A 13,206-nucleotide genomic window follows, 5' to 3' on the forward strand; every position below is an offset into this window, starting at 1 on the left:
AGGGCCGTGATTCTACCGTGCTTTGAGGGGCTGCGGGGGATGGCTCAGATCAGGCCGTTCATCACCGCAATGGCGATTGCGCCGGCTTTGTTGCTCGCGTTGGTTTTACTGATGATGCTGCGGATGTGGAAGTTCACCGTACTCTGCGAAAGCGACAGGATGCAGGCGACGTCGGCAGCAGTCTTGCCGGCGGCGGACCACTTGAGCACTTCGCTTTCACGTTCGGACAGGTTGCAGGCCGGTTTGCTTTGCCCGGATCGCCGGTCGAGCATCAGCGTATGCAGCAGATTGCACAGCCAGATGATCTGACCGGCCTTTTCGTAATGTTCTTCGAGGCTGATTGGCATCTGGCTGCGGGCGATACTGAGTATGCTCAGGTTATGGCGCATATCGTGTGCCGATTGACTCCAGCCATGGCATACGCCATGGGACTTGGCCTCCTTGCGCAATTGTGGTGCCTCTCGGAACACCTCGTCGCTCCACAGCAGCGGCATCAGAGAGCGCTGGCAGTGCACTACCGTGGGGTCGTGCCCCAGGTAGTGCTCTTGATAGCGTTCTTTCCAGGCGGTGGGATAATTGTTGAAAAACCGCAGCTGAGGCAGTTGGGTCGCTATCTGCACACGCATGCCGAATGCCAGGAACTCCATGTCCAGGTCCTCGGCCAGCGAAACCGCAATGTTGAACATCCGCTGTTCGTCGGTTTCGGCAAGCAACTGTTCAAGCTGCTGTTCTTTCCAATGAGGCATGGGAGCAATCTCAAGTGGGTGGATCCATTACCCAGCGGGTGCACCGTAGTGTAGGAAATGTCCGACGATTTTGTTGGGTTTTTTGGCTATAGAAATGTAAACATTTCTACAACGCTGTTCTTTAAAAGCCATGACCTTGGCTATGTGATATCGATTTGAAATCATTGACTTGGTTACTAACGCACTGCTGTTTCAATTTCACCTGCGACCGATGCCACTACAAACCAGCGGTGTTTCTGCGACGGTGTTTGCGCCACACTGAGGCATCTGTTCTTTGGAGTAAGTCATGACTGCCAGCGCTGAAAAGTTCACCCGCCAGACGCTGCTTGACGTCCAGCCGCTGACCCCCAGCCTGTTCAGCCTGCGTACCAGCCGCGACCAGGGCTTTCGTTTTCGTGCCGGGCAATTTGCCCGCCTGGGGGTGAGCAAAGCCGACGGTAGTGTGGTCTGGCGCGCCTATTCGATGGTGTCGTCGCCCTTCGACGAACACCTGGAGTTTTTTTCCATCGTGGTGCCGGGAGGGGAATTCACCAGCGAACTGAGCCGCCTGAAAGAAGGTGACAGCCTGCTGATCGATCGCCAGGCTTTCGGCTACCTGACCCTGGACCGCTTTGTCGACGGTCGCGACCTGTGGTTGCTGGCTACCGGCACTGGGATCGCGCCGTTTTTGTCGATCCTGCAGGACTTTGAGGTGTGGGAGCGGTTCGAGTCGATCAAGCTGGTCTACTCGGTGCGCGAAGCTCGGGAACTGGCGTACCTGGACTTGATCGCCGGCCTGGAACAACGTGATTACCTGGCCGAATATGTCGGCAAACTGCAGTTCATTCCGGTCGTCACCCGTGAGCAGCACCCCGGTGCCCTGAGCCTGCGCATTACTACCCTGATCGAGAATGGCGAGCTGGAGCGTGCGGCGGGCCTGGCGCTGACGCCTGAGCATTCGCGCGTCATGCTGTGCGGCAACCCGCAGATGGTCGACGACACCCGCAAGGTGCTCAAACTGCGCGACATGAACCTGAGCCTGAGTCGTAGGCCAGGCCAGGTGGCGGTCGAGACCTACTGGTAAGGCACAAGACAAACGGCGCCCGCAGGCGCCGTTTCTTATCGCTGTGCTCAGGGTTGCCGATTCTGCGCCTTGAGCAGGTCGCGGATTTCGCTCAGCAGCTCTTCTTCCTTGGTTGGCACCGGCGGCAGGGTTGGCGCCTGCGCCTCTTCACGTTTGAGGCGGTTGATCGCCTTGACGCCCATGAAGATCGCAAAGGCGACGATGATGAAATCGAGGATGGTCTGGATGAACTTGCCATAGGCCATGACCACAGCAGGGACGTCGCCTTCGGCCGCCTTTAGGGTGACTGCCAGGTCGCTGAAATCGACGCCGCCAATCAGCAAGCCGATCGGCGGCATGATCACGTCACCGACGAACGATGAAACGATTTTGCCAAAGGCGGCGCCGATGATGATACCGACAGCCATATCGACGACATTCCCTTTGACCGCGAAGGCCTTGAATTCACTGAGCACGCCCATGGTTTATTCCTTGTAACAGATGAGTTTGGTAAATGCAGTGTAAATCAGCTACGCGCTTCATGCTCCGCGCTGCTGCAGCAGACTGCGGTTATACCGAATAGTTTTGTCGTTTTCTGTGGCCGCCCAGGTGCCTGAGGTCGGCTATGATGGTGCCTTTTTCCAGAGGACCGTCCCATGGCCAAGGCCAAGCGCATGTACGGCTGCACCGAGTGCGGCGCGACCTTCCCGAAATGGGCCGGGCAATGCGGTGAATGCGGCGCCTGGAACACCCTGGTCGAGACCGTGCTGGAAAGCGGTGCGGCAGCAGCCCCCAGTGGGCGCACCGGTTGGGCCGGGCAACAGGCGCAGATCAAGACCCTGGCCGAAGTCAGCGTCGAAGAGATCCCGCGCTTCACCACCGCCAGTGCCGAGCTCGACCGGGTCCTGGGCGGTGGCCTGGTCGACGGTTCGGTGGTATTGATCGGTGGCGACCCGGGCATCGGCAAGTCGACCATCCTCCTGCAGACCTTGTGCAACATCGCCACGCGCATGCCGGCGTTGTACGTCACCGGCGAAGAATCCCAGCAGCAGGTGGCCATGCGTGCCCGGCGTCTGGGCCTGCCCCAGGACAAGCTGCGGGTCATGACCGAGACCTGCATCGAGACCATTATCGCCACTGCCCGGGTCGAAAAGCCCAAGGTCATGGTCATCGACTCGATCCAGACCATCTTCACCGAGCAGTTGCAGTCAGCGCCCGGTGGGGTTTCCCAGGTGCGCGAAAGTGCGGCCTTGCTGGTGCGTTACGCCAAGCAGAGCGGCACGGCGATCTTCCTGGTCGGTCACGTGACCAAGGAAGGTGCCCTGGCCGGGCCACGGGTGCTCGAGCACATGGTCGATACCGTGCTGTATTTCGAAGGTGAATCCGATGGGCGCCTGCGTTTGCTACGCGCGGTGAAAAACCGCTTTGGCGCGGTCAACGAGTTAGGCGTGTTCGGCATGACCGACCGTGGCCTGAAGGAAGTCTCCAACCCTTCAGCGATCTTTCTCACGCGTGCCCAGGAAGAGGTCCCGGGCAGCGTGGTCATGGCCACCTGGGAAGGCACCCGGCCGATGCTGGTCGAGGTCCAGGCGCTGGTCGACGACAGCCACTTGTCCAACCCGCGGCGGGTCACCCTGGGCCTGGATCAGAATCGCCTGGCCATGCTCCTGGCGGTGCTGCACCGCCATGGTGGCATTCCAACCCATGATCAGGACGTGTTCCTCAACGTGGTTGGCGGGGTCAAGGTCCTGGAGACCGCCTCGGACCTGGCGTTGATGGCAGCGATCATGTCCAGCCTGCGCAACCGCCCGCTCGATAACGGCCTGCTGGTGTTTGGCGAGGTCGGTTTGTCGGGCGAAGTGCGGCCGGTGCCCAGTGGCCAGGAGCGTTTGAAGGAAGCGGCCAAGCATGGCTTCAAGCGTGCCATCGTGCCCAAGGGCAATGCGCCCAAGGAGGCCCCGGCCGGCTTGCAGGTAATTGCCGTGACTCGCCTGGAACAGGCATTGGATGCCCTGTTCGAATGAGGTGCTCACAGGATTGCGTAGCAAGGTTTGATTATTAATTGACGCCTAAATAATGGCTATCTAATATCTCGCCACGTTTTGCTGAATCCAAGGATTGGACATGCTGCCGGTGGGCCAAGGGACGTGGTTTTCGTTGTGCTTGGCCACTCGCCGGTGCCGCTCATTGCGCTTGAGCATCCTTGCCCCACGGCACTGCCTGTTGCTCTGCGCTGTCGTGGTTGCCCAGGCGCTGGCTGCCTCGACGGTGCTGGCTGGCACCTCGGGCGAACGCGCCCAATTGCTTGCCGTCTATCGCCAGGCTCAACTGCACGATGCCGAATTGCGCGCTGCCCGTGCTGACTACGCCGCCCGTCAGGAGGCGGTGCCCCAGGCCCGGGCCAACCTGCTGCCGGCCCTTAGCTCCAGCGCGACCTTCGAGTCCAGTCACTTGTCCCGGGATGAGCCGGAGCTGGCGCGTACCCGTAGCCAGACGACCTTGCAGGCGAACCTGAAACAGCCCCTGGTCAACCTGGCCTTCTGGTACGACCTGGCGGCGGCCCATGCCAGCGTTGCCCAGGCGGCGCTGGAGCTCTCGGACAAAGAGCAGGCACTGGTGCTCAAGACCGCTGAGGCCTACTTCGAGACATTGCGGGCCACCGATGAGCAGGCCGCCTCGCAGGCGGAGGAAATCGCCCTGAAGCAGCAGCTCGATCAGGCCCAGGCGCGTCTGAAGAGCGGCCTGTCGAGTATTACCGACGTGCTCGATGCGCAGTCGGCCCATGACAATGCCCAGGCCAATAGCAAGCTTGCCGAGCGCAAGGTGGAAGATGCGTTCGAGCTGCTGACCCGGCTGACCAATGCCCGCTACCTGAGTATCGAGGGCATACAGCACCAAATGCCAGTGGCGGCGCCGGTTCCGGCGGACGCACAATCCTGGGTCGACGCGGCCGCCAGGCAGAACCTGGCGCTGCTGGCGAGCAACTTTGCCGTTCAGGCCGCGCAAGAGCGCATCAGTCAGCAACGTGCTGGCCATGCGCCGACACTGGACGCCGTAGCCTCCTACCGTCGAGGCGACAATGACAGTTTCGGCTACAGCAACCCGAGTGACTTCGGCCGGGACGGTTACCGCAGCCCTGTCGCCCAGGGCTCCATCGGCCTGGAAGTGACCTTGCCGCTCTATAGCGGTGGGCGTGTCAGTTCACGGGTGCGTGAATCCTATGACCGGCTGGTAGAGAGCGAGGAAGTGCGTGAAGGTCGCCGTAGGGAGGTGGTCTTCAATACCCGCAACTTCTATCGCGCAGTCAATTCCGACATTGAACAGATCAGCGCGCGACGCCAGACCATCCTTTCCAGCCAGGGCTCGCTGCGTGCCTCCAAGGCCGGGGCCGACCTCGGCACCCGCAACACCGTCGACGTACTCAACGCCCAGCGGCAGTTGTACCGCTCGGTGCGCGACTACAACAACGCCCGCTACGACTACATCCTCAACACCTTGCGACTGCAGCAGGTGGCGGGGACGCTCAGTGAACGCGACCTGATCCTGCTGTCTGGCTACCTGAAAACCGACTACCAGCCGAGCCGGGATTTTCTTCCGCCCGAGCTGCGCGCACGTGAGCATTCAGGGTAACGGCGCGGCGCCATGGGCGTGAAAGTCGCTGTGTTCGTCGTGTTGATTGAACGATCCCTTTTCTGGCATGGATGTGTGTATGCAAGATCCCCTGGCCTCCCTCCAGTCTTCTCCCGTGGACACCGGGCTTGCCTGCTTTGCGATGCTGGCGCGTTATCACAACGTGGCGGTATCACCGGAGCAGTTGGCTCACGAGCACCTGGCTGAAGGCAAGGCCTTCGCCACAGCCGAGATCCTCCTGGCTGCACGCCAGTGCAAACTCAAGGCCAAGGCGATTCGCACGCGCATCGACCGGCTTGAGCAGACGCCCTTGCCGGCAATCGCCCGCGCCCGTGACGGCAGCTTCTTCATTGTTGCCCGGGTGGAAAAGAGCAAAGCGCTGATCCATGACCCGCTCAGCCAGCGGCCTGAAAGCATCGATCTGACTGCCCTGGACGAACGCTGGGGCGGTGAGATGATTCTGTTGCGCTCGCAGGCCTCGCAGGCCGACGAGATGTCGCGGTTCGATTTCACCTGGTTCATTCCGGCCATCGTCAAGTACCGCAAACTGCTTGGCGAGGTTCTGCTGGTCTCGCTGGTATTGCAGATATTCGCCCTGCTGACGCCGCTGTTCTTCCAGGTCGTGATGGACAAGGTGCTGGTGCACCATGGCCTGACCACCCTGGATGTGATCGCCATCGGCCTGCTCGGCATCATGGTGTTCGAGACCGTGCTCAGCGGCCTGCGCAGTTATGTATTCGCCCATACCGCCAGCCGTATCGATGTCGAGCTGGGGGCGCGGCTGTTCCGCCACCTGATCATGCTGCCGCTGTCCTACTTCCAGGCGCGCCGGGTCGGCGACTCGGTAGCCCGGGTGCGGGAGCTGGAGAACATCCGCAACTTTCTCACCGGCAATGCCATCACCTTGTTGCTGGATGTACTGTTCTCGGTGGTGTTCATCGCGGTGATGCTGTTCTACAGCGGCTGGCTGACCCTGGTGGTGCTGGTGTCCTTGCCGCTGTATGTCCTGGTGTCGGTGTTGATCACCCCCTTGCTGCGTGCGCGGCTGAACGAAAGCTTCGCCCGCGGGGCGGAGAACCAGGCGTTCCTGGTGGAGACGGTCAATGGCATCGACACCTTGAAGTCGATGGCGGTCGAGCCGCAGATCACCCGCAAATGGGATAACCAGTTGGCCGCTTACGTCAGCGCCGGCTTCAAGACGCAAACCTTGTCGACCATCGCCAATGAAAGCGTCTCGCTGATCGGCAAACTGGTGACCGTCGCCACCTTGTGGCTGGGTGCACGCCTGGTGATCGATGGCCAGCTCAGCGTTGGCCAGCTGATTGCTTTCAACATGCTGGCCGGGCGCGTGGCACAGCCGATCATGCGCCTGGCCCAGTTGTGGACCAACTTCCAGCAGACCGGGGTGTCGGTCCAGCGCCTGGGCGACATTCTCAACACCCGCAGCGAAATCGCCCAAGCCACCCGCAGTGCGTTACCCCCGCTGCAAGGCAACATCGAGTTCGACCAGGTGCAGTTCCGCTATCGTCCGGATGGCTCGGAAGTCCTGCGTGGCGTCAGCCTGAAGATCCAGGCCGGCACGGTTATCGGCATCGTCGGCCGCTCCGGTTCGGGCAAGAGCACCTTGACCCGGCTGCTGCAGAGGCTGTTCGTGCCCGAGCGTGGCCGCGTGCTGGTCGACGGCATGGACCTGGCCCTGGCCGATGTCGCGTCGCTGCGTCGGCAGATCGGCGTGGTGCTGCAGGACAACATGCTGTTCAACCGCAGCATTCGCGAAAACATCGCCCTGGCCGACCCTGGAGCGCCACTGGAAGCGGTCATGCGCTCGGCCCGGCTGGCGGGGGCCCACGAGTTCATTCTCGAGCTGCCGGAAGGTTACGACACCATGGTCGGCGAGCATGGTGCCTCGCTCTCGGGTGGCCAGCGCCAGCGTATCGCGATCGCCCGGGCGCTGATGGGCAACCCGCGGATCCTGATCTTCGACGAAGCCACCAGCGCCCTGGACTATGAGTCCGAGCGCATCATTCAACAGAACATGCAGGCGATCTGCAAAGGACGCACGGTGATCATCATTGCCCATCGGCTGTCCGCCGTGCGCGATGCCCACAGCATCGTTGTCATGGACCGCGGCCAGATTGTCGAGCAGGGCACTCATGCTGAGCTAGTGATGCGCGACAGTGGGCATTACGCGCATTTGCACCGCCTGCAACAGGGATAATTTCATGAGTCGACTATCCGCGGGACACGCACTCCTGCAGCGCTATGCTGTGGCCTGGCGAGAGGCCTGGGGCCGCCGCCGGGAGATGGACAGCCCGGCACGCCTGGACCATGAGGTCGAGTTCCTGCCGGCGGCGCTGGCGGTGCAGGATCAACCGGTGCACCCGGCGCCACGCTATATCCAGTGGGGGATTCTGCTGTTCGCGGTGCTGGCGCTGGTCTGGGCCTGTGTCGGCGAGATCGAGGTCGTCGCGACGGCCCGGGGCAAGGTGGTCGCCAGTGGCAAGAGCAAGACCATCCAGCCCAGCGAAGTGGCAGTGGTGCGCTCGATCCGGGTCTATGACGGGCAGCAGGTCAAGGCTGGGGATGTGCTGGTGGAGCTCGATACCAGCATGACCGGGGCGGACGTCAAGCGCCTGCAGGTCGACTGGCTGGCCGCCGAAGTCGATGCGGCCAGGGCCGGTGCCATGCTCGAGTCGATCCAGACGGGCCGTGAGCCCACCCTGGTGCTGCAGTCGGTCGGCGCAACCGAGCACCAGCAAAGCGAAGCCCGGCACTGGTTGCTGGGCCAGTACCTGGAGATGCGCAGCGCATTGGAGCAAGTCGATGCCGAGATCGAACAGCGCGCCGCAGAAATCCAGTCGGCCAGGGCAATGATCGCGTCCTTGCAGAAAACCTTGCCCATCAGCCGGCGCCTGGCGGATGACTACCAGGAGCTGTTGCAGCAGCAATACGTACCCCGTCATGCCTACCTGGAGAAGCAGCAGGCGCTACTGGACCAGGAGCGTGACCTGGCGGTACAGAATGCGCGGCTGGTTGAAGTGCAGGCGTCCAGGCGTGAGGCCGAACGGCGACGGCAGGGCATCTTGGCGCAGAACCGCCGGGCCATGCTCGACCTGCAACAGCAATCGCTGCAGAAGGCTGCGGCCTTGAAGCAGGAACTGAACAAGGCCGAGCAGCGCGACCAGTTGATGAGCCTGACCGCGCCGGTGGACGGTACGGTACAACAGTTGGCCATTCACACCGTCGGCGGCGTGGTGACCGCAGCCCAGCCGCTGATGGTCGTCGTACCCGCCGATCAGCCGGTGGAGGTGGAGGCAATGCTGGAGAACAAGGACGTTGGCTTCGTCCGCCCGGGGCAGGCGGTGACGGTCAAGGTCGAGACCTTCACCTTCACCAAGTACGGGACGGTTGATGGTGAAGTGCTCAGCGTCTCCAGCGATGCCATCGAGGACGAGAAGCGCGGCCTGATCTACAGCAGCCGCATTCGCCTGCTGCGCGACGACATCGTGGTCAAGGACCAGCGAATTCGCTTGTCGCCGGGCATGTCGGTGACGGCGGAAGTGAAGACTGAAAAACGCAAAGTCATCGATTATTTCCTCAGCCCCTTGCAGCAGTATGTGGATGAGAGTCTGCGCGAGCGTTAAGAGCCGGCGAGCGAACGAAAGAAAGGAGTCTGTGCAGTGTCAGGGATTAGAAGAAGGTACCTGTTTGGGTTGCTGGTGACGGGTGTGGCAGTCGGTCTGGGGCTGCTGTCCTGGTTTGGCTGGCTGCAGGTCCAGGCGCAACACGTGCAGTGGGCCATCGAGCGGGTTGGCGGCAATACCGTGCTTGAGGACACCCGGCCACAACCTGACGATGACGAACAACGCTTCCTGGAGGCGTTGTCGCTGAACCCGACGCCGAGCGTGCGGGAACGGGTCCTGAACCCCGAGATTTGCCGCAGCATGGACGAGCACTGTGCCCTGGTCAACCTGGGCATGCTCAACTTCATGATGCTCGACATGCCGGGCAAGTTTTCAACCCTGGGAACCCTCGATGCCTATATCAACCACTGGAAAAGCCAGGGGGGCAAGGGGTGTCCGGCAGTCGAGGAGATTTCAGCCCTGGTCCGGGCTTCCAGTCAGGCCTTGACCCTGCAGGGCGATGAGCGTGCCCGCTCGGCCCAGCAAGCCTTCACCCAGTTCCAGGCGCCTGGCGGCGTGCTGGGGGTGCTGGACTCGGCCGAATGCAAAACCTACTTCGTCAACAAACCGTTCATGGCAAGGGCCTACCTGGCTCACCTGGGGTATCTGCTCGCGCTGGCGCAAGGTAAGCATTCCGCGCAAGCAGCCTACCTGACCAGCCTGCCCGCTGTACTTTCAATTCTCAAGTAAGAAGGATCTTCGCCATGGCCCAGTCGCCAACTGCATCCCCAACCGGCTCTACTCCTGATGTGGAGAAAACACTCGACGATTTCGGCACAGCACGGGGACTGGGCCAAAAAGGTCTCGGCACAAACGGGTAACGACACGCTGTACGGCTACACTGGCAGCGACACCTATCTGTTCTACCGTGGCATGGGCCAGGACACCATCACCGACATGGGCATGAGCTTCCCCGGCCTTGACCGTATCGTCGTGGCGCAAGGCATCAGCCCGGCCGATATTGTGCTGAGCCGGACCGACTCCGACCTGATCATGGAAATACGCGGCTCCTCGGACCGCATGACCATGACCGGCTGTTCGGGTTGGGTGGGGACGACAAGCTCTACGGCCTGTCGGGCAACGACCTGCTCGATGGCGGTGCCGGGCGCGATACGTTGTTCGGCGGTGCCGGCAACGATGTGCTCGACGGCGGTGCAGACAACGACTATCTGTATGGCGAAGCCGGCAACGATACCTACCTGTTCTATCGCGGCATGGGCCAGGACTGGATCAGCGACTACGACAACGCGGCCGGTAACCTCGACGTCATCAAGGTGGCTGCCGGCATTGCGCCGGCTGAGGTGAGCCTGCGGCGTAGCGAGTCCGACCTGTATGTCGGCATCAAGGGCAGTACCGAGCAGTTCACGGTGTCGGGCTGGTTCTCCAACCCGAGCAACCTGGTCGAGCAGATTCGTTTCGACAATGGCACGGTCTGGGATGCCGGTTACATTCGCAGTGCAACCCGTGGCAGCGCCAGCGAGCTGGCCGATGAGCTGTTCGGCGATGAGCAGAACAACACGCTGAGCGGCGGTGGGGGCGATGATCTGCTCGTCGGCCTGGCCGGTGACGATCAGTTGTTCGGAGGGGCGGGCAACGACCGTCTGGTGGGTGGTGCCGGTGCCGATCGTCTTGAGGGCGGGCAAGGCAATGATCGCCTCGAGGGCGGGGGCGGTGCCGACACCTATCTGTTCGGCCGCGGCGACGGCCAGGATGTCATCGAAAACTTCGACACCGAGCTTGCCACCGACGTGTTGCAGTTTGGCGCAGGCATCTCTGCCAACCAGCTGTGGTTGCGCAAGGATGGCCATAACCTGGAAGTCAGCGTGATTGGCACCGGCGACAAGGTGACGATCGACAAGTGGTCGTTCTGGGGCTCGGGCAACTTCCAGACGGCCCAGCGCATTGATGAGTTCCGCACGGCGGACGGTCGTGTTCTGCTCGAAGGCCAGGTCGATCAACTGGTGGCTGCAATGGCTGCTTTCGCGCCACCTGCGCCAGGCCAGACCTCGCTGCCACAGGCTTACCAGGATGCCCTGGCGCCGGTGATCGCGGCTAGCTGGAAGTAAGCTGTTGTCGCGCTTGCCTGTTCACAGGCAAGAGCGAATCGGCGCAACGGACCCCGTCCACTCCTGGGAGTGGACGGGGTTTATTTTATTGCTACTGATTCTCAGTAGCGAGTAGCATACCGCCTCCTTTCCGACCATCCACATGGAGTTCGCGTGGCGGAGTCCGACCTCAAGCGGCTGTTCCTCAAGCACGCCAAAACCTTGCAGGGATTGCTGACGCGCAAGGTCCGTGACCCGCAGCTGGCCGCTGACCTGGTGCAGGAAAGCTTCCTGCGCCTGGCCGAGCAACAGGGCCGTGAACGCATCGACAACACCCCGGCCTACCTCTACCGCACTGCGCATAACCTGATGATCGACCATGTCCGTCAGCAACGGCGGCGCAAAACCGACTCGGTACCGCACGAAGCACTGGAAACCATTGTCGAAGACAGCCCAGGCCTGGATGAAAGTGCTGCCACCGAACAGCACATGCGTCGCCTGCGCCGGGCGTTGGCTGATTTGCCGCCGCGAACCCAGCAAGTGTTCCGTCTCAATCGTCTTGAGGGCATGACCCACGCCGAAGTGGCGCGGGCGCTGGACATTTCTGACAGCTCAGTACAGAAGCATCTGGCCAAGGCCTTGGCCTATGTGATGCAGTGTCTGCAGGAACCAGGATGACGAACGGTTTACTGGGAAATGCGCCTTCAGACGTCAGCACTCACATAACCAGAATTCGAGAGAACCGTGTGACCAGCCAGAACTCGCCAGAGCAAGCCATTCGCGAGCAGGCCGCCGAGTGGGCGGTGCTGCGCAGCGCCGGCCCCTTGACCCCCGAGCAGGAACAGGCGCTGGCGCGATGGCTGGCCAGTGATCCGCGCCATGCTCAGGCACTGACGTTTGCCCAGAAAACCTGGGCCGATCTTGGCCGCCTTGGCACCATGGACCCGCTGGCGCCTGTTGCGTCATTGCCCGCAGCCCGTCCACTGGCCGGGCGACGCCGTCGCTCACGCCTGCGCTGGACCTTGAGTGCCGCGGCAATGCTGGTGCTGGCGGTGGTCGGGGTGGAGCAGGCGCCCAGCCTTTCGCTGGCGCTGCGTGCCGACTATGCCACGGCCAAAGGCGAGGTGCGCCAGGTGTCCCTGCCCGATGGCAGTCAGGTCGATCTGGACAGTCAGAGCGGCATCGAACTGGCCTACAGCGACAGCGAACGCCGCGTGCGCTTGCTGGCCGGTGAAGCGGTATTTACCGTCGCGCCACTCTCGGGCAATGAACAACGGCCGTTCGTGGTCGAGCGGGCAGGGGGCAGCAGCCGTGCCCTGGGCACGCGTTTCGTGGTGGGCCCCGAGCCTGGTGGCGGCACCTGGGTCGGCATGCTCGAACACAGTGTTGCCGTGACCTTGCAGGCTGCCCCGTCAGCCGGCAGCGCCGAGCAGGTGCTCAAGCAAGGTCAGAGTCTGCGCTACGACACACGCCACGGTATTCGCTTGTGGCCCGAACAGGACGTACGTCGCGCCAGCGCCTGGCAGCGCGGCGTGCTGGTGTTCGAGCGAGAATCACTGGCGCAGGTGGCCGCGCGACTCAATCGCTACCGTGCCGGCCATCTGCTGATCACCGACCAGGCCCTGGCCCGGCGTGAAGTCAGCGGCATGTTCCGCCTGGATAACCTGGACGCCGCGCTGGCCATGCTGACCGATGAACTCAAGGCCAGTCGCCTCGATCTTCCGGGGCTGACCCTGATCTATTGATCGCTGGGCGAACGCTGGATTGTCTGTAGCGGTGCTTTTCAACTGGGCTACCGCGTGGCCGAAGACGGTGACATGTCGGCCAGCGATGATGAGGTCGCGGTGACGGCCTCGATCATCGAAACCAGCGACAAAGCGCGCGAACAAGGGCTGTCGGCGCTCACCTGTGGCATCAGAAATTCACCGCTGCAAATTCTTTTGAATTTTCTTTACTGACTTTTCCTGGGTTGCACGTCTGTTTGTTGAGATTGATTTTCATTACTAGAAAATGCCAACACAGCGAGCACCAGACGTGAGCAATCAACAACAACGAAGCAC

At 62.0% G+C, this 13,206-nt stretch carries 12 protein-coding genes; 10 read left to right on the plus strand and 2 right to left on the minus strand.

Features of this window, described 5'->3' with window-relative positions:
- Positions 1–44 precede the first annotated feature (44 nt).
- The gene (locus tag EXN22_RS05020; RefSeq protein WP_130263030.1) at positions 45–746 is read right to left on the minus strand and encodes a LuxR family transcriptional regulator; all 702 of its coding nucleotides are present in this window, start codon (positions 744–746) and stop codon (positions 45–47) included.
- A 286-nt stretch (positions 747–1,032) separates the two neighbouring features.
- Here EXN22_RS05020 and EXN22_RS05025 point away from each other — a divergent pair, with 286 nt between their 5' ends.
- Entirely contained in the window at positions 1,033–1,809 is a 777-nt protein-coding gene (locus EXN22_RS05025) for a ferredoxin--NADP reductase (RefSeq protein ID WP_130263031.1), read from the plus strand.
- 47 nt (positions 1,810–1,856) lie between these two features.
- Here EXN22_RS05025 and mscL read toward each other — a convergent pair whose 3' ends face one another.
- Positions 1,857–2,270, minus strand: a complete 414-nt coding sequence (mscL, locus tag EXN22_RS05030) for a large-conductance mechanosensitive channel protein MscL (protein ID WP_130263032.1) — start codon at positions 2,268–2,270, stop codon at positions 1,857–1,859.
- Between the two features lie 174 nt (positions 2,271–2,444).
- On the opposite strand from mscL, the gene radA reads away from it, so the two are divergent.
- The 9 genes from radA to EXN22_RS26145 all read left to right on the plus strand — a co-directional run bounded on the left by radA (position 2,445) and on the right by EXN22_RS26145 (position 13,104).
- Positions 2,445–3,812, plus strand: a complete 1,368-nt coding sequence (gene radA, locus EXN22_RS05035; protein ID WP_130263033.1) for a DNA repair protein RadA — start codon at positions 2,445–2,447, stop codon at positions 3,810–3,812.
- Between the two features lie 163 nt (positions 3,813–3,975).
- A complete protein-coding gene (locus EXN22_RS05040; protein WP_407691944.1) occupies positions 3,976–5,418 on the plus strand; it encodes a TolC family outer membrane protein in 1,443 nt (480 codons plus the stop codon).
- Between the two features lie 79 nt (positions 5,419–5,497).
- Positions 5,498–7,636: a type I secretion system permease/ATPase gene (locus EXN22_RS05045; RefSeq protein ID WP_165392184.1), complete on the plus strand. Its 2,139-nt coding sequence runs from the start codon at positions 5,498–5,500 to the stop codon at positions 7,634–7,636.
- 4 nt (positions 7,637–7,640) lie between these two features.
- Positions 7,641–9,062: an HlyD family type I secretion periplasmic adaptor subunit gene (locus EXN22_RS05050; protein ID WP_130263035.1), complete on the plus strand. Its 1,422-nt coding sequence runs from the start codon at positions 7,641–7,643 to the stop codon at positions 9,060–9,062.
- Positions 9,063–9,146: 84 nt separating this feature from the next.
- A complete protein-coding gene (locus tag EXN22_RS05055; protein WP_130263036.1) occupies positions 9,147–9,791 on the plus strand; it encodes a hypothetical protein in 645 nt (214 codons plus the stop codon).
- Positions 9,792–10,144: 353 nt separating this feature from the next.
- Positions 10,145–11,167 carry a calcium-binding protein gene (locus EXN22_RS05060; RefSeq protein ID WP_177413993.1) on the plus strand — a complete coding sequence of 341 codons (1,023 nt, stop codon included), beginning with the start codon at positions 10,145–10,147 and terminating at the stop codon, positions 11,165–11,167.
- A 153-nt stretch (positions 11,168–11,320) separates the two neighbouring features.
- Complete coding sequence (locus EXN22_RS05065) at positions 11,321–11,824, plus strand: RNA polymerase sigma factor (RefSeq protein ID WP_130263037.1); 504 nt, start codon at positions 11,321–11,323, stop codon at positions 11,822–11,824.
- 68 nt (positions 11,825–11,892) lie between these two features.
- Positions 11,893–12,891: a FecR family protein gene (locus EXN22_RS05070; RefSeq protein ID WP_233281680.1), complete on the plus strand. Its 999-nt coding sequence runs from the start codon at positions 11,893–11,895 to the stop codon at positions 12,889–12,891.
- 72 nt (positions 12,892–12,963) lie between these two features.
- Entirely contained in the window at positions 12,964–13,104 is a 141-nt protein-coding gene (locus EXN22_RS26145; RefSeq protein WP_165392185.1) for a hypothetical protein, read from the plus strand.
- The last annotated feature ends 102 nt before the right edge of the window (positions 13,105–13,206 follow it).

The sequence above is a fragment of the Pseudomonas tructae genome (assembly GCF_004214895.1).
GTDB lineage: Bacteria > Pseudomonadota > Gammaproteobacteria > Pseudomonadales > Pseudomonadaceae > Aquipseudomonas > Aquipseudomonas tructae.

Coding starts and splice junctions, on each gene's coding strand:
- EXN22_RS05020 (WP_130263030.1), bottom strand. CDS start 746: ATGCCTCATTGGAAAGAACAGCAGCTTGAACAGTTGCTTGCCGAAACC.
- EXN22_RS05025 (WP_130263031.1), top strand. CDS start 1,033: ATGACTGCCAGCGCTGAAAAGTTCACCCGCCAGACGCTGCTTGACGTC.
- mscL (WP_130263032.1), bottom strand. CDS start 2,270: ATGGGCGTGCTCAGTGAATTCAAGGCCTTCGCGGTCAAAGGGAATGTC.
- radA (WP_130263033.1), top strand. CDS start 2,445: ATGGCCAAGGCCAAGCGCATGTACGGCTGCACCGAGTGCGGCGCGACC.
- EXN22_RS05045 (WP_165392184.1), top strand. CDS start 5,498: ATGCAAGATCCCCTGGCCTCCCTCCAGTCTTCTCCCGTGGACACCGGG.
- EXN22_RS05050 (WP_130263035.1), top strand. CDS start 7,641: ATGAGTCGACTATCCGCGGGACACGCACTCCTGCAGCGCTATGCTGTG.
- EXN22_RS26145 (WP_165392185.1), top strand. CDS start 12,964: ATGTCGGCCAGCGATGATGAGGTCGCGGTGACGGCCTCGATCATCGAA.